This window comes from Actinoallomurus soli (assembly GCF_024055715.1).
Taxonomy (GTDB): domain Bacteria; phylum Actinomycetota; class Actinomycetes; order Streptosporangiales; family Streptosporangiaceae; genus Actinoallomurus; species Actinoallomurus soli.
Genome location: NZ_JAMXMV010000001.1, coordinates 404,412 through 423,890, shown reverse-complemented (window position 1 = coordinate 423,890; position 19,479 = coordinate 404,412). Strand labels below are relative to the sequence as shown.

Here is a 19,479-nt window from a genome sequence, read left to right as displayed (position 1 = left end):
ATCATTCGTGGATATTCCGATAAGTGAATGAATCTTCAGTCTTCTTCTAGCGGGACGCCGTGAACGTCACGGGCAGCTGCCGCAGGCCGCGCAGGCCGCCGACCTGGCGGGGCAGCTCTCCGTACGGCACGGCGAGGGCGAGGTCGTCGAGCCGGCGCAGCGCCGTCCCGATGGCGATCCGCCCCTCCAGCCGGGCCAGGGGCGCGCCGAGGCAGTAGTGGACGCCGTGCCCGAACGCCAGGTGGGCGCCGGCCTGACGTGCGACGTCGAGGCGGTCCGCGTCGTGGAACTCGACGGGGTCGCGGTCGGCGATCGCCGTCGCGACGATGACCGTCGCGCCCCGCGGAACGCGCACTCCGCCGATCTCCAGATCCTCCGCCGCGACGCGCAGGACGCCCGGGTCCACCGGCCCGTCCCAGCGCAGGAACTCCTCGACGGCGCCCGGCAGCAGGGCGGGGTCGTCACGGAGGAGCTTGAGCTGACCGGGGTGGGCGAGCAGCGCCGCGATCCCGTTGCCGATCAGGTTCACGGTCGTGACGTAGCCGGCGACCAGCAGCAGGAACGCCATCGCGACCAGTTCGCCCTCGTCGAGCCGCCGTTCCTGGTCCCTGGCGGTGATCAGCGCGCCGAGCAGGTCGTCGGCGGGATCGGTCCGCTTGGCCGCCAGGAGCCCTTCCAGGTACGACCACATGCGCCGCCACGCCCGGTCCATCGCCGCGAGGTCGGGCCGGTCGGGGTGCTGGGCGAGCATGACGTTCGTCCACTCCTGGAAACCGTCGCGGTCCTCCGGAGGCACGCCGAGCAGTTCGCTGATCACGGTGACCGGCAGGGGCAGCGCGAAGTCCTCGATCAGGTCGGCCCGCCCGGCCGGCACGATCGCGTCCAGCAGCCGGTCGGCGATCTCCTGCACGCGTGGTTCGAGCTCCGCGACCCGGCGTGCCGTGAATGCCTGGGACACGAGACGGCGCAGCCGCGTGTGGTCGGGCGGGTCGAGGCGGATCATGCTGCGCATCGCGCCGTCCCGCTCCGCGGCGGGCAGCTGTTCCAGGAGCCGGGGGTCCGTCGCCAGGCGGAGGTCGCTGCTCAGCCGAGGGTCCGTGAGCGCCTCGCGCGCGTCGTCGTAGCGGGTGACCAGCCACGCCTCCAGCCCGCGCACGGTGACGACCCGGCGGACCGGGCCGCCCTCGCGGAGCCGGCGGTAGAACGGGTACGGGTCGGCCACGAAGGCCGGATCCTCGTACGGGAACACGATCGACTCGCTCATCCGGCCCCCCGACCCGGTCACGACGGCGAGGTCCGCCGCCCGTACGACCTGGTCTCCCCGCCCGGCGCGGCCCTCAAGCTTCCACGACCACGGCGGCGGCCCCACCTGCCGGGCGCCGGCGGTGAGGACCGCCTTCCGCGCGTCCAGAGGTCACCGGCGAGGCCCCTGCCCGGGGAAGCGGCGAGGCCGCCCCGGACGGATGTCCGGAACGGCCTCGTACGAGAGTGGAGCGGGTCAGCGACCGGCGGCCGACTTCAGGGCGTCGGCGCGGTCCGTGCGCTCCCAGGAGAAGTCCGGCTCCTCGCGGCCGAAGTGGCCGTACGCCGCGGTCTGGGAGTAGATCGGGCGCAGCAGGTCGAGGTCGCGGATGATCGCGGCCGGGCGGAGGTCGAAGACCTCGAGGACGGCCTCCTGGATCTTCTCGACCGGGAGCTTCTCGGTGCCGAAGGTCTCGATGAACAGGCCGACCGGGTGGGCCTTGCCGATCGCGTACGCGACCTGGGCCTCGCAGCGGTCGGCGAGGCCGGCGGCGACGACGTTCTTGGCGACCCAGCGCATGGCGTACGCGGCGGAGCGGTCCACCTTGGACGGGTCCTTGCCGGAGAAGGCGCCGCCGCCGTGGCGGGCCATGCCGCCGTAGGTGTCGATGATGATCTTCCGGCCGGTGAGACCCGCGTCGCCCATCGGGCCGCCGATCTCGAAGCGGCCGGTCGGGTTGACCAGCAGGCGGTAGCCCTCGGTGTCGATGTCGAGCTCGGCGACGACCGGGTCGACGACGTGCTCCTTGATGTCAGGGGTCAGCAGGTCGCTGAGGCTGATGTCGGGAGCGTGCTGGGAGGACACGACGACCGTGTCGAGCCGGACCGCGCGGTCGCCGTCGTACTCGATCGTGACCTGGGTCTTGCCGTCCGGGCGGAGGTAGGGCACCACGCCGCTGTTGCGGACGGCGGACAGGCGCCGGGCCAGCCGGTGCGCGAGGGTGATCGGCAGCGGCATGAGCTCGGGGGTCTCGCGGCAGGCGTAGCCGAACATCAGGCCCTGGTCGCCGGCGCCCTGCCGGTCGAGCTCGTCCGCGCCCTCGCCCTCGCGGGTCTCGTACGCGTCGTCGACGCCCTGCGCGATGTCGGGCGACTGGGCGCCGATGGACACCGACACGCCGCAGGAGTGGCCGTCGAAGCCCTTGCTCGAGGAGTCGTAGCCGATCTCGAGGATCTTCTCCCGGATGACGCCGGGGATGTCCACGTACGTCTCGGTGGTCACCTCACCCGCGACGTGAACCTGCCCGGTCGTGATCAGCGTCTCGACGGCGACGCGGCTGCGCGCGTCGTCCTTCAGCATCGCGTCGAGGATCGCGTCACTGATCTGGTCGGCGATCTTGTCCGGGTGACCTTCCGTCACGGACTCGGAGGTGAACAGGCGACGAGACACGTAGGTGTACTCCTTGCAGCGGCTGCTGACTGACGTAGCAGGATTGTCTGGTTTCCGGTCGCGAAGTCTAGCCCGGCCCGCTCCAGCGACGCTTGAGGCGTGGGAGGGCCGGTGGCTTTACTGTAGCCGTCCGGCCACCTGATCCCATACGACGTCGGCGAGCGCCTCCTTCGAGCCGCGCGGCACGTCGACGGACGCGCCGCCGGCCGAGAGGATCACGGCGGCGTTGTCGGGGGCGCCGAAGGTCAGCCGCTCCCCCACCTCGTTGACGACGAGCAGGTCACAGCCCTTGCGGGCGAGTTTCTCCCGGCCGTTGCGCAGCACGTCGTTGGTCTCGGCGGCGAATCCGACGATCACCTGCCCGGGACGGCGCGCGGTGACCAGCTCGACGAGGACGTCGGGGTTCTTGACCAGGCGGATCGGGTCCGGTTCGGCACCGTCCGTCTTCTTTATCTTCATCTCGCGGTAGTCGTCCGGCCGGAAGTCGGCCACCGCGGCGGCCATCACGACGGCGTCGGCCTCGCCGGCCGCCTTGAGCACCGCGTCGCGGAGCTCGAGCGCCGAGCCGACGCGGACGACCTCCGCGCCCGCCGGGTCCGGCAGCGCGACGTTCGCGGCGACCAGCGTGACGCGGGCGCCGCGTGCGAGCGCGGTCCGCGCCAGTGCGTGGCCCTGCAGGCCGGACGAGCGGTTCCCGATGAACCGCACCGGGTCGATGGGCTCGCGGGTGCCGCCCGACGACACGACGACGTGGCGGCCGGCGAGGTCGGCCGGCAGGTCTCCCCGGGCCAGGACCAGTCGGGCGACGTCGAACAGCGCGTCCGGATCGGGCAGCCGGCCCTTGCCGGAGTCGGCGCCGGTCAGCCGGCCCACGGCCGGCTCGATCACGACACAGCCGCGTGAGCGCAGCGTCGCGACGTTGGCCTGGGTCGCGGGGTGCTCCCACATCTCGGTGTGCATCGCGGGCGCGAACACCACCGGGCAGCGCGCCGTCAGCAGGGTGTTGGTCAGCAGGTCGTCGGCGAGGCCGTGCGCCGCCCTGGCGAGCAGGTCGGCGGTGGCCGGGGCGACGAAGACCAGGTCGGCGCCCTGCCCGAGGCGCACGTGCGGCACCTCGGCGACGCCCGACCAGACCTCGGTCGTCACCGGCTCGCCGGACAGCGCCGCCCACGTCGGCTCGCCGACGAAGCGCAGCGCGTCACGCGTCGGGATGACCCGGACGTCATGGCCGGACTCGGTCAGCCGCCGGAGCAGCTCACAGACCTTGTACGCGGCGATGCCGCCGCCCACCCCGAGGAGCACGCGGGGCCGCCCGGAGGACGCCGGGACCTCACTCACCGGCGTGCCCTCTCCCAGAGCGCGGCGCGGCGCCCGTGGGACGACGCCCGCGCGTCGGGGGCGCGACGCACCCCGGGGCCGCCGGAGACAACTCAGGCGCCTTCGATGGCCTCGGAGTGAAGCAGGCCCTCACGGACCTCGCGCAGCGCGATCGACAGCGGCTTCTCCTGGACCTGGGTCTCCACCAGGGGACCGACGTACTCCAGGAGGCCCTCGCCGAGCTGGGCGTAGTAGGCGTTGATCTGGCGGGCCCGCTTGGCCCCCATGATCACGAGGCTGTACTTGCTGTCGACGATCTTCAGCAGGTCGTCGATCGGCGGGTTGGTGATGCCTTCGGCACCAGGGGCATTCGATGCCACTCCTGCGCCTTCCGCTAGTCGGAGTTCGGTGGTTGTGCAGCCAGCAAGGCTACCAGCTCGGCGCAGACGTCCTGGACCGACGTGTTGACCAGCGTGATGTCGAACTCCTTCTCGGCCGCCAGTTCGGTACGGGCGGCGTCGAGCCGGCGTTCGATCACGTCCGGCGGCTCGGTGCCACGGCCGACGAGCCGCCGGACGAGTTCGTCCCACGACGGCGGCGCGAGGAACACGAACAGCGCCTCCGGCATGGCCGCATGCACCTGGCGGGCGCCCTGCAGGTCGATCTCGAGCAGGACCGGCACGCCGGCTTCGAGGTGCTCCAGCACCGCGCGGCGCGGCGTGCCGTAACGATTGCCCGCGAACTCGGCCCACTCGAGCAGCTCCCCCTCCGCGACGAGCCGATCGAACTCGGCGCCGTCGGCGAAGAAGTAGTGCACACCGTGGACCTCGCCAGGACGAGGGGCACGAGTTGTCACCGAGACCGACAGCCACACCTCCGGGTGGGCACGCCGGATCTCGGCGACGACCGTGCTCTTGCCGACGCCGGACGGCCCGGAGAGGACCGTCAGGCGCCTGGACGGGATGGAGCCGCCCGCCACGGGGGTGGCGGAACCGGCCGCGGCGGTCCGCCCGCCGCGCCCGTCCGAGGCGAGTCGATCAGCGATTTCCACCGCCGCCGAACTCACGCTCGAGAGCGGCGCGCTGGTTCGCGCCGAGACCCCGCACGCGGCGGGACTCGGCGATACCGAGCCGCTCCATGATCTGCTTGGCACGGACCTTGCCGACGCCAGGCAGGGACTCCAGCAGAGCCGACACCTTCATCTTGCCGATGACGTCGTCGGCCTGCCCATCCTTCAGAACCTCAGCGAGGGAGGTACCCCCGTGCTTGAGCCGGTCTTTGACCTCGGCACGCTCTTTGCGAGCCTTTGCAGCCTTTTCCAGGGCTGCGGCGCGCTGTTCAGGGGTTAGGGGCGGAAGCGCCACGCCGGGTCACCTCGTGTTTCCACTCGATTGAGTCGGACGGCTTGGGAACCTAGCGAGTTCAGGGCCCATAAAGCAACGTGAAAGGCCATATAGCCCTGTTTTAAGTTACCGATGTCACTCTATGCGGCGCCCTCATCACTCACTGTATTGAAAGTAGGGGGTTCTTACACCCCGAACCGTACGACGGCCTGGCGTTTCTTGCGAGGGGAAAACGGGTCAGTCAAGCGGTCCCGACACCCCGCGTCCGGACCGGCCGGGCGGTCCCGGTCCGGCGGCACCGGACGCGGGTCGGATGGGGAGCGCGACCCGGTCCGCCGGAGTGTCCCGGACGGGTGACCGCGACCCGATCCGCCCGAGTGGCCCGGACGGGCCGCGCGCCCCGGTCCGCCCGAGTGTCCCGGACGGGTGGCCGCGCCCCGGTCCGCCCGAGTGTCCCGGACGGGCCGCGCGCCCCGGTCCGCCGGAGCGGCCCGGTGGGTCAGGCGACCCGGTTCCGCCGGAGTGCTCCCGGACGGATCAGGCGACCCCGGTGCGGCGGAGCGCCGCCGCGATTCCCGCCGCCGCCGCGCCGGGGTCCGGGGCGCCGGTGATGGGCCGGCCGATGACGAGGAGGTCGGCTCCGGCCGCGAGGGCCTCTTCGGGGGTGGCGACCCGCGCCTGGTCCTGGGTCGCGGCTCCCGCGGGCCGTACGCCCGGCGTGATGAGGGTGATGTCCGGCCCGACCTCCGCCCGTACGTCCGCGACCTCACGGGGGGAGCACACGAGCGCCTGGGCCCCCGCTCCGACCGCCAGAGCCGCCATACGGCGCACGACGTCCGCGGCCGACCCTCCGAGTCCCATCCCGGCCAGATCGGCCTCTGAGAGCGATGTGAGGACCGTGACAGCCGCGATCTTGGTCTGCGGGGCCGCCTCGACGGCCGCGCGGATCATCGCGGTGCCGCCGCCGGCGTGCACGGTGAGGTACGCCGGCTTGAGCCGGGACACCGCGTGGGCGGCGCCCGCGACGGTCGCCGGGATGTCGTGGAGCTTCAGATCGAGGAAGACCTTGACGCCGCTCGCGCCGCGGACGCTGGCGACGACGTCGGGGCCGTACCGCAGGTACAGCTCCAGGCCGACCTTGACGGTACTGACGTGCGGGGTGACCAGCGCGGCCCAGCGCGCGGCGGTCTCGAGGTCCGCCGCGTCGAGCGCGACGGCGATGGGAGCGGTGTTCACTGGGTGGTCTCCTGTTCGATCGGCTCGGTCGAGCCCGCGCCGGCGGCGTCCCCGGCGACCGCCAGGCCGACGTTGGGGTCGATGCGGCGGTGGACGCTCCCCGCCGGTTTGTGTGCGAGCCCCACGACGTCGACGAGCCGGTCGATGCCGCGCTCCTTCAACGCCCCGTCGAGCTCGCGCAGGACCCGTACGCACGCGGACGGGTCGTGCAGGGTGGCCGTGCCCACGGCGACGGCCGACGCGCCCGCCAGGACGAACTCCAGGGCGTCCAGACCGGTCCGGATCCCCCCGATCCCGATGATGGGCACCTCCGGCAGCGCGGCGTGCACCTGGTAGACGCAGCGGACGGCCACGGGGCGAATCGCCGGTCCGGACAGCTCGCCGGTGACGCCGGCGAGCGCGGGACGGAGCGTGGTGGTGTCGATGGCCATGCCGTGCAGCGTGTTGATCATCGACAGGCCGTCCGCCCCGGCGTCGGCGCACGCCATGGCGACGCCGACGATGTCGGTGACGTCGGCGGACAGCTTGGCGAACACGGGCAGCCGGCGCGGCGCGCTCGCGCGCACGGCGCGTACGAGGCGGGCGGCGGCCGACGGGTGGGCCGCGAAGGTCGAACCCCGGTTCTCGACGTCGGGGCAGGAAAGGTTGATCTCCACGGCGGCGACGCCGGGCGCGTCGCCGAGCAGGCGGGCCACCTCGGCGTACTCCCCCACGCTGCCGCCGGCGATCGACACGATGACGCGGGCGTCCCGCTCGGCCAGCCAGGGCAGGTCGCGGCTCAGGAACGTCTCGATCCCCGGGCCCTGCAGCCCGGCGGCGTTCAGGACGCCGGAGGGGGTCTCGGCGAGCCGGGGCGCGGGCCGGCCTGCCCGCGGCCGCGGGGTGATCGACGGCGTCACGAGCGCGCCGAGCCGGCCCACGTCGAAGAAGCGGCCGAGCTCGCGTCCGGTGCCGCCGCAGCCGGCCGCCGTCAGGACCGGGTTCGGCAGCGTGAGGCCGCCGAGGCGGGTCTCCAGGTCGGTCGTCATGAGACCTCCTTCGTCGGCCTCATGACCAAGGTGCCGTGCCTATCGATTCCCCCGCTTCGCTCGGTCATGTGAGACTTCCGGGAAGCAGCGAGCGGGGGGCGCCGTAGGCGTCGAACGGGATCGTGCCGAGGTCGTCCCAGCGGACCCGCTCGCCGCGGAACACCGGGCCCTCCACGCACGAACGCGCCATGTGGGTCACGCCCTCGTCGTCGATGACCGGGAGCACGCACGCCTGGCAGACGCCGGTGCCGCAGGACATCGGCTCCTCGACCGCCACCTGGACGGGCAGGTCGTAGCGGACGGCGATCCGGGACACCGCCCGCAGCGTCTCGGTCGGGCCGCAGGCGTAGAGCACCTCGGCGCCGACCTCCTCGACGACGGCCGCCAGGAGGTCCTCGGGACGCCCCCGGTGGCCGAGCGAGCCGTCCTCGGTGACGACGGACGTGGAGTCGCCCGCCCGGCGCGCCGCGCGGGTGCCGTACACGTGGTCGGACTCGGCGCCGCCGAGCACGAAGTGGACCGTGCACTCGCGCTGGCGCAGCACGGCGGCGAGCGGGAACAGCGCCGCCCCGGAGTGCCCCTCGCCGACGAGGACGCAGCGCACGGGGTGGCGCGGCAGCGGGAAGGGGCGGCCGAGCGGGCCGGCGACGTCGAGGATGTCGCGCGGCCGCAGCGCGGCCAGCCACTGCGTGCCGGCGCCGCGCACCGCGAAGACGACCTCGACGGTGCCGCCGTAGTCGGGCTTGACCTCGCGGACGAAGAAGCAGCGCCTCGTCAGCATGCTCGACCGTTCACCGCCGACGGCCAGGGCGACGAACTGCCCCGGCCGGAAGCGTTCGGCGATGCCCGGGGCCACCAGCGTCATCGCGTGGTAGGCCCCGGTCCGCCGGATCGTCAGGACCGTTCCGGGCACCTGTACCGGTGCGACCGGTGAGTCGGTCAACTGTCCTCCTCGCCACCCCAGAGGTGCTGGGCGTGCTCCTGCAGCGACCGGACCCCGATGACGCCCGCCGACGTCGCCTCGATGCCCTGGACGGCCGCGCTGAGCGCCTGCACCGTGGTGAGGCAGGGCACGCCGCGGAGCACCGCGGCGGTGCGGATCTCGTACCCGTCGAGCCGCGGCCCGGACTGGCCCGGGCTGCCGAACGGCGTGTTCACGATCAGGTCGACCTCGCCGTCGAGGATGCGCCGTACGATCGTCGGCTCGCCGTCCGGCCCGGGGCCGGCGCTGTGCTTACGCACGATCTTGGCACGCACGCCGTTGCGCCGCAGGACTTCGGCGGTCCCCTCGGTGGCCAGGATCTCGAAGCCGAGGTCCGCCAGCCGCTTCACCGGGAAGATCATGGCCCGTTTGTCGCGGTTCGCGACGGAGACGAACGCCCGGCCCTTCGTCGGCAGCGAGCCGTACACCGAGATCTGCGACTTGGCGTACGCCGTGCCGAAGACCGTGTCGATGCCCATGACCTCGCCGGTGGAGCGCATCTCCGGGCCGAGGATGGTGTCGACGCCGACGCCCTCGGGGGTGCGGAACCGGTCGAACGGCAGCACCGCCTCCTTGACCGAGATCGGCGCGTCGAGCGGCAGGTGCCCGCCGTCGCCGGTCGCGGGCAGCACGCCCTCGGCGCGCAGCCGGGCGATGCTCTCGCCCATCATCACGCGGGCCGCCGCCTTGGCCAGCGGGACGGCCGTGGCCTTGGACACGAAGGGCACCGTACGGGAGGCGCGCGGGTTGGCCTCCAGGACGTACAGGACGCCCGCCGAGAGGGCGTACTGGACGTTCATGAGGCCGCGCACGCCGATCTCGCGGGCGAGGGCCTCGGTGGAGGTGCGGATGCGGTCGATGTCCTCGCGGCCGAGGGTGATGGGCGGCAGCGCGCACGCCGAGTCGCCGGAGTGGATGCCGGCCTCCTCGATGTGCTCCATGACGCCGCCGAGGTAGAGCTCCTCGCCGTCGTACAGCGCGTCGACGTCGATCTCGATGGCCTCGTCGAGGAACCGGTCGACGAGCACGGGGTGCTCGGGGTTCCACTGGCCGCCGCCGGCGCGCTCGATGTAGTCCTTGAGCGTGTCCTCGTCGTAGACGATCTCCATGCCGCGCCCGCCGAGGACGTACGACGGCCGGACGAGCACCGGGTAGCCGATCTCGGCGGCGATGGCCGCCGCCTCCTCGTACGTGGTGGCGGTGCCGTGCTTGGGCGCGGGCAGGTCCGCGCGGGCGAGGACCTGGCCGAACGCGCCGCGCTCCTCGGCGAGGTGGATGCTCTCCGGCGAGGTGCCGACGACCGGCACCCCGGCGTCCTTGAGCTTCTGCGCCAGGCCCAGCGGCGTCTGCCCGCCGAGCTGCACGATCACGCCCGCGACCTCGCCGGTCTCCTGCTCGGCGTGCACGACCTCCAGGACGTCCTCCAGGGTGAGCGGCTCGAAGTAGAGCCGGCCGGAGGTGTCGTAGTCGGTCGAGACCGTCTCGGGGTTGCAGTTGACCATGACGGTCTCGTAGCCGGCCTCGGCCAGCGTGAACGAGGCGTGCACGCAGCTGTAGTCGAACTCGATGCCCTGCCCGATGCGGTTCGGGCCGCTGCCGAGGATGATGACCTTGGGCTTGTCGCCCACGGGCACCTCGGTCTCCTCGTCGTAGGTCGAGTAGAGGTACGGCGTGCGGGCCTCGAACTCGGCGGCGCAGGTGTCGACGGTCAGGTAGACGGGCCGGATGCCCAGGGCCTGCCGCAGTTCGCGGACGACCTCGGCGGAGGTGCCGCGGATCTCGGCGATCTGCTCGTCGGAGAAGCCGTGCCGCTTCGCCTCGCGCAGCGCCTCGGGGTCGAGCTGGTCCTCGGCGAGCGGCGCGGCGACCTCGTCGAGGGCCGCGATCTGGTCGAGGAACCACGGGTCGATGTGGGTCGACTCGTACAGCTCCTCGACGGTCGCGCCCAGCCGCATCGCCTGCTGGACGGCGCGCAGCCGCCCGTCGTGCGGCCGGCGGGCCTCCTCGATCAGCTCGGCCTTCCGTACGGCCCGCTCGTCCTCGGAGAGCGCGTCGGGGCCCGGAGCCCAGGAGAAGGAGCTGCCGGCCTTCTCCAGCGACCTGAGGGCCTTCTGCAGGGCCTCGGGGAAGGACCGGCCGATCGCCATGGCCTCGCCGACCGACTTCATGTGGGTCGTGAGCGTCTTGTCGGCCGCGGGGAACTTCTCGAACGCGAACCGCGGCGCCTTCACCACGACGTAGTCCAGGCTCGGTTCGAAGCTGGCCGGGGTCTCCCGGGTGATGTCGTTGCGGATCTCGTCGAGGGTGTACCCGACGGCGAGCTTCGCCGCGATCTTGGCGATCGGGAAGCCGGTCGCCTTCGACGCCAGCGCGCTGGAGCGCGACACGCGCGGGTTCATCTCGATCACGATCATCCGGCCGGTGGCCGGGTCGATCGCGAACTGGATGTTGCACCCTCCGGTGTCGACGCCGACGGCGCGGATGACGTCGATGGCGACATCCCGCATCCGCTGGTACTCCCGGTCGGTCAGCGTCATCGCCGGCGCGACGGTGATCGAGTCGCCGGTGTGGACGCCCATCGGGTCGAGGTTCTCGATGGAGCAGACGACCACGACGTTGTCGTTGCGGTCGCGCATCAGCTCCAGCTCGAACTCCTTCCAGCCGAGGATCGACTCCTCCAGGAGCACCTCGCTGGTCGGGCTGGCGGCGAGGCCGGCGCCGGCGATGCGGCGCAGGTCGTCCTCGTCATAGGCCATGCCGGACCCGGCGCCGCCCATCGTGAACGACGGGCGCACGACCATCGGGTACCCGAGCGTTCCGGCCGCGGCGAGGCAGTCGTCCATCGAGTGGCAGATCACGCTGGCCGCGGACTCGCCGCCGATGTCGGCGACGATCTTCTTGAACCGCTCGCGGTTCTCCCCCGCCTGGATGGCGTCGACCTTGGCGCCGATCAACTCGACGCCGTACCGCTCCAGGACGCCGGACTCGTGCAGGGCCACGGCGGTGTTCAGCGCGGTCTGGCCGCCCAGCGTGGGCAGCAGCGCGTCGGGACGCTCCTTGGCGATGACCTTCTCGACGGTGTCCGGGGTGATCGGCTCGACGTACGTCGCGTCGGCGATCTCCGGGTCGGTCATGATCGTCGCGGGGTTGCTGTTGACGAGGGCCACGCGCAGGCCCTCGGACTTCAGGACCCGGCACGCCTGCGTGCCGGAGTAGTCGAACTCGGCGGCCTGGCCGATGACGATCGGGCCCGAGCCGATGACGAGAACGGATTTGAGGTCGGTACGGCGCGGCATCAGGTTCCCTGTCCGGAGGCGACCGCGACGGCCACAAGGGCCAGCACGGTCAGGGCGGCGGCGACGGTGGAGAGGATGAGGGCCAGCGGTGCCGGGGGTCGAGCCCGTACGACGGCGTCGTTCGGGTCGACGGGCACGTGGCCGTGGGAGGCGGTGTCGGAGGCGTGGTCCGCCTCGTGGCCGGATGCGTCGGTCATGGGCCCTCCTTCGCCGGAGAGGCGACCAGAGGCACTGTGCTCATGACTCGCTCGCTGCGCTCGGTCATGAACGGTCCATGAGGTCGCAGAAGCGGTCGAACAGGCCCGTCGCGTCGTGCGGGCCCGGGGCGGCCTCGGGGTGGTACTGCACGCTGAACGCGGGCCGGTCGAGCAGCCGCAGCCCCTCGACGACGCCGTCGTTCAGGTCGACGTGGCTGACCTCGGCCCGGCCGAACGGCGTGTCGAACGGGCCGTCGAGGGGCGCCTCCACCGCGAAGCCGTGGTTGTGGCTGGTGATGTGCACCCGGCCGTTCGCGCGGTCCTGCACCGGCTGGTTCACGCCGCGGTGGCCGAAGCGCAGCTTGTACGTGCCGAGGCCCAGCGCGCGGCCCAGCATCTGGTTGCCGAGGCAGATGCCGAACACCGGCGTTCCGGTGTCGAGCACCCCGCGCATGGACTCGACCGCATAGCCGCAGGCGGCCGGGTCGCCGGGCCCGTTGCTGTAGAAGACCCCGTCCGGCTCGAGGGCGAGGATCTCCTCGGCGGTCACGGTCGCGGGCAGGACGTGCACCTCGCAGCCGCGCTCGGCCATGCGCCGGGGCGTCATCGCCTTGATGCCCAGGTCGATCGCCGCGACCCTGTGCCGCACCGCGCCCTCGGGCCGCACGACGTACGGCTCGGGCGTGGACACGACGCGGGCCAGGTCGGCGCCGATCATGTCGGGGCTGTCCAGCACGCGCTCCAGGAGCGCCTGCGGGTCGGTCTCGGTCGTGCTCACGCCGGCCCGCATGGCGCCCTTGTCCCGCAGGTGCCGGGTGAGCGCGCGCGTGCCGTTGATCGCGATGCCGACGACGCCGTAGTCGCGCAGCTCGTCGTCGAGCGAACGGCGGGCCCGCCAGTTCGAGACGACGCGGGACGGCTCGCGGACGACGTACCCGGCGACCTGCACGCGGCCGGACTCGGGGTCCTCGTCGTTGACGCCGGTGTTGCCGATGTGCGGCGCGGTCATCGTGACGATCTGCCGGTGGTACGACGGGTCGGTCAGCGTCTCCTGGTACCCCGTCATGCCGGTGTTGAAGACGATCTCCCCGAACGCCTCTCCCTCGGCCCCGTAGGCGGTGCCGTGGAAGGTCCGGCCGTCCTCCAGGACGAGCAGCGCCGGCTTGGTCGCGCGATTCAAATCGGTTTCCCTTCCAGAACGGTGGGACGGCCGCGCAGGAACGTCGCCTGCACCCGGCCCGGCAACTCCAGCCCGGCGAACGGCGTGTTCCGGCTCTTCGACACGAAGCCCCTCGGGTCGACGGCCGTGCGCACGGACGGGTCGTACAACGTCAGGTTGGCCGGGGCCCCGACCTCGATCGGGCGGCCCTGGCCGCTCAGGCGGCCGATGCGCGCCGGGCGGACCGCCAGGCGGTCCGCGACGCCGGCCCAGTCGAGCAGGCCGGTCTCTACCATGGCCTCCTGCACGACCGACAGGGCCGTCTCCAGCCCGATCATGCCCATCGCCGCCGGGGCCCACTCGGTCTCCTTGGCCTCGGCCGGGTGCGGGGCATGGTCGGTGGCGACGCAGTCGATCGTGCCGTCGGCGAGCGCCTCGCGCAGCGCGTCGATGTCCGCCTTGGTGCGCAGCGGCGGGTTCACCTTGTAGACGGGGTCGTACGTCTCGGCGAGCTCGTCGGTCAGCAGCAGGTGGTGCGGGGTGACCTCGGCGGTCACCTGCCAGCCCTTGCTCTTGGCCCACCGGATGATCTCGACCGATCCGGCGGTGGACACGTGGCAGACGTGCAGCCGGGACCCGACGTGCGCGGCGAGCAGGCAGTCGCGGGAGATGATCGCCTCTTCGGCGACGGCGGGCCAGCCGGCCAGGCCGAGCCGCCCGGAGACCTCGCCCTCGTTCATCTGCGCGTGCTCGGTGAGCCGGGGCTCCTGCGCGTGCTGGGCGACCACGCCGTCGAACGCCTTGACGTACTCCAGCGCGCGGCGCATCAGCACCGCGTCGGACACGCAGTGCCCGTCGTCGGAGAACACCCGCACGCGCGCGGCCGAGTCGGCCATCGCACCGAGTTCGGCGAGACGCTCGCCCTCCAGGCCGCGGGTGACCGCGCCGACCGGGTGGACGTCGCAGTGACCGGCCTCCCGGCCGAGCCGCCAGACCTGCTCGACGACGCCGGCCGTGTCGGCCACCGGCTCCGTGTTGGCCATGGCGTGCACGGCCGTGTATCCGCCGGCCGCCGCGGCGCGGGTGCCGCTCTCGACCGTCTCGGCGTCCTCACGGCCGGGCTCGCGCAGGTGGGTGTGCAGGTCGACCAGGCCCGGCAGAGCGATCAGGCCGTCGGCGTCGACGACCGTGGCGCCTGCGGCCGTGAGGCCGGCGCCGACCTCGGCGACGACGCCGTCGCGGAGCAGGATGTCGGCGGGCGCGCCACCGAGGATCCGCGCGCCCTTGATGAGGTGCATCACGCGTCTTCCCTTCTCGAAGCGTCGCCGCCGCGTTTGGCGTCCCCGTTCGGCGAGACGGCCCCGGCGGGGGTCACGTCGCCGCCGATCGCCGGCTCCGAGCCGCCCAGGAGGAGGTAGAGCACCGCCATCCGGACGGTGACGCCGTTGGCGACCTGCTCGACGATGGTCGAGCGCGGCGAGTCGGCCACCTCCGCGGCGATCTCGACGCCGCGGTTCATCGGGCCTGGGTGCATCACGATCGCGTGGTCCTGCAGCGCGGCGAGACGGCGGGCGTCCAGGCCGTACCGGCGGCTGTACTCCCGGACGGTCGGGAAGTACGCGGCGGTCATCCGCTCCTGCTGGACCCGCAGCATCATCACGACGTCGCTCTTGGGCAGCACCGCGTCGAAGTCGTACGCGACCTCGCACGGCCAGGTGTCCACCGACACCGGGAACAGCGTCGGCGGTGCGACCAGCGTGACCTCCGCGCCGAGCGTGTTCAGCAGCAGCACGTTGGAACGCGCCACCCGGCTGTGCAGGATGTCGCCGACGATCGTGACGCGGCGGCCGTCGAGATCGCCGAGCCGCCGCCGCATGGTGTAGGCGTCGAGCAGCGCCTGGGTCGGGTGCTCGTGCGTGCCGTCCCCGGCGTTCACGACGCTGCCGCGCACCCAGCCGGCGAGCCGGTGCGGCGCGCCGGAGGCGTTGTGGCGGATGACGACGCCGTCGGCGCCCATCGCCTCCAGGGTCAGCGCGGTGTCCTTGAGGCTCTCCCCCTTGGACACGCTGGAGCCCTTGGCGGAGAAGTTGATCACATCCGCCGACAGCCGCTTGGCGGCCGCCTCGAACGAGATCCGGGTGCGCGTGGAGTCCTCGAAGAAGAGGTTGACGACGGTGCGCCCGCGCAGCGTGGGCAGCTTCTTGATCGGGCGGTCTGCGATCCGCGAGAGCTCTTCGGCGGTGTCGAGGATGAGCAGCGCGTCGTCCCGGGTGAGATCGGCCGCCGAGATCAGGTGGCGCTTCACTTGGGGACCTCCAGCACGACGGCGTCCCGGCCGTCGGTCTCGGCGAGCAGCACCTTGACCTTCTCGCGGGCGCTGGTCGGAAGGTTCTTGCCGACGTAGTCGGCGCGGATGGGCAGCTCCCGGTGGCCTCGGTCGACCAGGGTGGCGAGCTGCACGGCGCGCGGACGGCCGAGGTCGTTCAGCGCGTCGAGGGCCGCCCGTACGGTGCGGCCGGAGAACAGGACGTCGTCGACCAGGACGACGACGCGGTCGTCGACGCCCTCGGGCGGAAGCTCGGTGCGGCCCAGCGCGCGGGCGGGGCGCATGCGCAGGTCGTCGCGGTACATCGTCACGTCGAGGGAACCCCGCGGAACGGGCTCGCCCTCGACCTCGGCGATCCGCCCGGCCAGGCGGGCGGCCAGGGTGACCCCGCGTGTCGGGATCCCGAGCAGGACGATGTCGCGGCCGCCCTTGGTGCGTTCGAGGATCTCGTGGGCGATCCGGGTGAGCGCCCGCCGGATGTCGGGGGCCTCCAGAACGGTCTTGTGACTCACATCACTATCGGGTGACGGTCCGTGCGCGGGCACGGAGGCAGCACTCACCTCGATAACCTCCTTTCCCGCCTCACGGGACGGGCCTTAAAGGACGTTGGGCGCTATCACGTTAGCAGCCCGGGTAGTCTGCCCCCGACACCGGGACCGGCACGTTTCCGCTGGTGACGACGCTGCGCAAGCGAGCCGCCGGACGCCGGGCCGCGGGTGTGGCAAGCTTTTACCCGGCGGCCGGCGGCCTGTGCGGCGCGTGGTCGCCGGGCCGCGCGAGCCCCGCCGCACAAGGGTTTCCGCACTCTCCGGACCCCTCTTCGGAGCCCTCGCGGACCCCGACTGTTTCGCCGCTTTTTTCCAATCGGCTTGACCTGGGGCGCTACCCGTTTTACCGTCACTGTCCGTAACCATCCCAGGAGATGGACCCCTCGGGCAGTCGGCCCCCGGCCGGCTGAGAGTGCGCCCCACGGCACACCCGTCTCGGGGCAGGCGGGAGCCACCCGTCCGGGTCCCCCTCCCGGGGCCACTATCGACGACGAGAAAGTGAGCCTGGGGGCCGCACGATGCCGTCTGAATACGCTAAGGCTCTCGGCGCGAGGCTTCGCGCCATCCGCACCCAGCAGGGCCTGTCCCTGCATGGCGTGGAGGAGAAATCCCGTGGCCGCTGGAAGGCCGTCGTCGTGGGTTCGTACGAGCGGGGCGACCGCGCCGTCACCGTTCAGAAGCTGGCCGAGCTCGCCGAGTTCTACGGCGTGCCGGTGTCCGAGTTGCTCCCCGGCGGAGCCGCGCCGAGCCCGCTGGGCCCGACGCCGAAGCTCGTGATCGACCTCGAGCGACTCCAGCAGCTTCCGAAGGACAAGGCCGGTCCACTCGCCCGTTACGCCGCGACGATCCAAAGCCAGCGGGGCGACTACAACGGAAAGGTCCTGTCCATCCGGCAGGAGGATCTGCGTTCGCTCGCGGTGATCTACGACAAGTCACCGACGGAGCTCACCGAAGAGCTCATCGGCTGGGGCGTCCTCGACCCCGAGGCACGCCGCGCGGTCGAAGCGTTCTGATCCACCTTCCGGTCCGAACGCGGCCCTCCCCTGGGCCGCCGCATGACCGATGCTCGTGACGGAGCCCGCCCGGAACCCCACCGGGCGGGTTTCTTCATGCCGGGGAAGGACGCGGCCCAGGCGACGCGGCCCGAGCGACACGGCCCAGGCGACGCGGCCCGAGCGACACGGCCCAGGCGACGCGGCCCGAGCGACACGGCCCAGCTCGCCCCTCGACGGCCACCGGCCACGCGGTCACGCCCGGCGCCCGCCCCAGGCGTTACGCCTCCGGCCCTGCGCCACTCCGCCGCCGTCGCTGCCATCCTGACGTCGGCATGGACCACCAAAACCGGCGAACCAGTCATCGCCGCGACAACGACGGCGGCAAAGCGACCACCACGGCGGCGAAGGCATCGAGTGTGGCGGGACGCGCGTCCAGCAGAGCGCGGGTGGGTACCGCGCAGCCGGCCACACCACCGCCGTAGCGGCCACGTCGCCGCCGTAATGGCCATGTCGCCGCCGGCGTTGACGCGACATGACTGGATCGCCCGATTTCGGCGGGTCGACGTCGGCGTCGATGTGGCTGATCGATCCCTCCGGACGGCAGCCACACATGACTCAAGCAGGGAGAACATGCCTCAGACGCGAGCTCTTCCGTACTGATCGAGGTGGGGCCGCCTGATCACGCGGCGCTGCTTCATGAACCGATCGGCCGCCCAATCCGCGCTGCAAGCTGATCGATCAGCCACGTCGACGTCGGCGTGGACCCGCCAGGACCGGCGAACCGGTCGTCGCACGTCAACGATGGCGGCAACGTGGCCATGACGGCGGCGGTCCGACCATCACGGCGGTGAAGGGCACCGTGAGGCCGCACTCGCGGGAGACGGCGCCGCGCGGGGCCCGCCGTCTCGGGGGGAGGTCGACGGCGGGACCCGCGGGCGTCGATCGGGCTCCCGCGCCTGCGGAGCCCGTTCTCAGAGGGGTCTCAGCCGGCGGCGGGCAGCATGGGCTGGCCCGGCACGCCGAGGGTGGTCTCGACGAGCGACACGAAGATCTCCGCGTCGTGCAGCAACTCGTCGGCCTCGTCCGCGGTGACCGCGCGCGGCAGGCCGGCCTCCGCGGCGGCGCGCTTGTCGGCGCCGGCGGCGAAGAACGCCGCCCACTCACGCAGGGCGGGCTCGGCCTCCGGCAGCAGCACCCAGACGCTGCGCGGCCTGCCGCGCGTCCGGGAGCCGGGGTCGGCTCGCTCGGCGAGCACGGCGGCGGCGGCGCGCAGCGCAGCGAGGTGCGCCGCGACGTAGCGCAGCGCCGGGGCGGCCGACTCGGCGGCCTCGATCAGCCCGCGCCGTGCCGTCTGGAGGAGTGACATCGCCGATGCGGCGGGCCTGCGCCGGGGTGCCGGCCGCAGAGGGACGGAAGTTGACGACCTTGCGGACATGACATGCCTCCTTCCGCTGGGCGAGCCCGAAGGCCCAGGGGAGGCCGGGCGAAGCGCTTCCCCTCGCCCCGCCCGGCCGTCGCATCCCGCCCGGCATCGCGCTGCCCGCGAGACGTCCCCTCGGCGCGGGCCGCGAGTCCCACGCCGTACTCGAACACAGGTTCGAGCATGCATCTCAGTAAAGCGGCCACGGCCTCATTCGTCAACGTGTTCGAATAGGTGTGTCTTCGCAGTTCGAAACCCCTTACCCCGCTCCTCGACGCGGGCCGTAGGGTGCTCCCATGCATCCCAACGTCGAACGCGTCGCCGCCCGCCTGCGCGAGCTGGGCGCCACCGGACAGGTCCGGGAGCTGCCCGAGGCGGCGCCCACCGCGGTGGCGGCCGCGGCCCAGCTCGGCTGCGACGTCGGCGCCATCGCCAACAGCCTGATCTTCGCCGCCGACGGCGAACCCCTCCTCGTCCTCACCAGCGGCGCGCACCGCGTCGACACCGCCGCGCTGGCCGAGCGGATCGGCGCGGAGAAGATCAAGCGGGCGGACGCGGAGTTCGTCCGGGCGGCGACCGGTCAGCCCATCGGCGGGGTGGCCCCTCTCGGGCACCCGAGCCCGATCCGGACCCTCGTCGACACGTGGCTGGCCAAGTACGACGTCGTGTGGGCGGCGGCCGGGCATCCCCACACGATCTTCCCCACCTCGTACGAGGAGCTGCTCCGCCTCACCGGCGGCACGCCGACCGACGTCGACTGATCGCCGCCGCCCGTCCCGCAACACGCCGGCCGGAGCCGGCCGATCGCGTCCCCTTGCCCTTCGCGCCCCTGCCGTGACCGGACCTGGACGGTCCGTGACCCGATCGGGTCCGGGTCGCCGGGGACAACCGCCGAAAGGCGGTGATACAACGGTCACCTGAGGCTCAAGCGCACTCTCCG

At 72.5% G+C, this 19,479-nt stretch carries 17 protein-coding genes and 1 pseudogene; 2 read left to right on the top strand and 16 right to left on the bottom strand.

Going from position 1 to position 19,479, the window contains the following annotated elements:
• Positions 1-46: 46 nt before the first annotated feature.
• From NDW01_RS01995 to pyrR, 15 genes and pseudogenes are all read right to left on the bottom strand, one after another.
• On the bottom strand, positions 47-1,264 hold the full coding sequence (locus tag NDW01_RS01995) for a cytochrome P450 family protein (protein WP_252815961.1): 1,218 nt from the start codon (positions 1,262-1,264) through the stop codon (positions 47-49).
• 234 nt (positions 1,265-1,498) lie between these two features.
• Positions 1,499-2,692, bottom strand: coding sequence for a methionine adenosyltransferase (gene metK / locus NDW01_RS01990; protein WP_252782946.1), 1,194 nt, complete (start codon positions 2,690-2,692; stop codon positions 1,499-1,501).
• Between the two features lie 117 nt (positions 2,693-2,809).
• On the bottom strand, positions 2,810-4,030 hold the full coding sequence (gene coaBC, locus NDW01_RS01985) for a bifunctional phosphopantothenoylcysteine decarboxylase/phosphopantothenate--cysteine ligase CoaBC (protein ID WP_252815959.1): 1,221 nt from the start codon (positions 4,028-4,030) through the stop codon (positions 2,810-2,812).
• 92 nt (positions 4,031-4,122) lie between these two features.
• Complete coding sequence (gene rpoZ / locus NDW01_RS01980) at positions 4,123-4,389, bottom strand: DNA-directed RNA polymerase subunit omega (RefSeq protein ID WP_252782944.1); 267 nt, start codon at positions 4,387-4,389, stop codon at positions 4,123-4,125.
• A gap of 14 nt (positions 4,390-4,403) precedes the next feature.
• Positions 4,404-4,988 carry a guanylate kinase gene (gene gmk / locus NDW01_RS01975; RefSeq protein ID WP_252817335.1) on the bottom strand — a complete coding sequence of 195 codons (585 nt, stop codon included), beginning with the start codon at positions 4,986-4,988 and terminating at the stop codon, positions 4,404-4,406.
• A 58-nt stretch (positions 4,989-5,046) separates the two neighbouring features.
• Positions 5,047-5,373 carry an integration host factor, actinobacterial type gene (gene mihF, locus NDW01_RS01970; RefSeq protein ID WP_252782942.1) on the bottom strand — a complete coding sequence of 109 codons (327 nt, stop codon included), beginning with the start codon at positions 5,371-5,373 and terminating at the stop codon, positions 5,047-5,049.
• Positions 5,374-5,889: 516 nt separating this feature from the next.
• The gene (gene pyrF / locus NDW01_RS01965) at positions 5,890-6,588 is read right to left on the bottom strand and encodes an orotidine-5'-phosphate decarboxylase (RefSeq protein ID WP_252782941.1); all 699 of its coding nucleotides are present in this window, start codon (positions 6,586-6,588) and stop codon (positions 5,890-5,892) included.
• The gene (locus NDW01_RS01960; protein WP_252815956.1) at positions 6,585-7,616 is read right to left on the bottom strand and encodes a dihydroorotate dehydrogenase; all 1,032 of its coding nucleotides are present in this window, start codon (positions 7,614-7,616) and stop codon (positions 6,585-6,587) included. Before NDW01_RS01960 ends, pyrF begins: the two co-directional genes overlap by 4 nt.
• A gap of 64 nt (positions 7,617-7,680) precedes the next feature.
• A complete protein-coding gene (locus NDW01_RS01955; RefSeq protein ID WP_406567685.1) occupies positions 7,681-8,481 on the bottom strand; it encodes a dihydroorotate dehydrogenase electron transfer subunit in 801 nt (266 codons plus the stop codon).
• Positions 8,482-8,555: 74 nt separating this feature from the next.
• Positions 8,556-11,894, bottom strand: a complete 3,339-nt coding sequence (carB, locus tag NDW01_RS01950) for a carbamoyl-phosphate synthase large subunit (protein WP_252815952.1) — start codon at positions 11,892-11,894, stop codon at positions 8,556-8,558.
• Positions 11,894-12,091, bottom strand: a complete 198-nt coding sequence (locus NDW01_RS01945; RefSeq protein ID WP_252782935.1) for a hypothetical protein — start codon at positions 12,089-12,091, stop codon at positions 11,894-11,896. Before NDW01_RS01945 ends, carB begins: the two co-directional genes overlap by 1 nt.
• 64 nt (positions 12,092-12,155) lie before the next feature.
• On the bottom strand, positions 12,156-13,271 hold the full coding sequence (carA, locus tag NDW01_RS01940) for a glutamine-hydrolyzing carbamoyl-phosphate synthase small subunit (RefSeq protein WP_252815950.1): 1,116 nt from the start codon (positions 13,269-13,271) through the stop codon (positions 12,156-12,158).
• Positions 13,268-14,548 (bottom strand): dihydroorotase, encoded by a 1,281-nt coding sequence (locus NDW01_RS01935; protein WP_252817333.1) that lies wholly within the window; start codon positions 14,546-14,548, stop codon positions 13,268-13,270. Before NDW01_RS01935 ends, carA begins: the two co-directional genes overlap by 4 nt.
• A gap of 98 nt (positions 14,549-14,646) precedes the next feature.
• Positions 14,647-15,555, bottom strand: a pseudogene (locus tag NDW01_RS01930) (aspartate carbamoyltransferase catalytic subunit); the annotation flags it as partial.
• Positions 15,552-16,088, bottom strand: a complete 537-nt coding sequence (gene pyrR / locus NDW01_RS01925; RefSeq protein WP_252782933.1) for a bifunctional pyr operon transcriptional regulator/uracil phosphoribosyltransferase PyrR — start codon at positions 16,086-16,088, stop codon at positions 15,552-15,554. The gene pyrR and the pseudogene NDW01_RS01930, both read right to left, overlap by 4 nt.
• Before the next feature lie 554 nt (positions 16,089-16,642).
• On the opposite strand from pyrR, the gene bldD reads away from it, so the two are divergent.
• A complete protein-coding gene (bldD, locus tag NDW01_RS01920) occupies positions 16,643-17,137 on the top strand; it encodes a transcriptional regulator BldD (protein WP_252782932.1) in 495 nt (164 codons plus the stop codon).
• A 964-nt stretch (positions 17,138-18,101) separates the two neighbouring features.
• Here bldD and NDW01_RS01915 read toward each other — a convergent pair.
• On the bottom strand, positions 18,102-18,485 hold the full coding sequence (locus tag NDW01_RS01915; RefSeq protein WP_252782931.1) for an SAV_6107 family HEPN domain-containing protein: 384 nt from the start codon (positions 18,483-18,485) through the stop codon (positions 18,102-18,104).
• 350 nt (positions 18,486-18,835) lie between these two features.
• On the opposite strand from NDW01_RS01915, the gene NDW01_RS01910 reads away from it, so the two are divergent.
• The gene (locus NDW01_RS01910) at positions 18,836-19,300 is read left to right on the top strand and encodes a YbaK/EbsC family protein (protein WP_252815948.1); all 465 of its coding nucleotides are present in this window, start codon (positions 18,836-18,838) and stop codon (positions 19,298-19,300) included.
• Positions 19,301-19,479 lie beyond the last annotated feature (179 nt).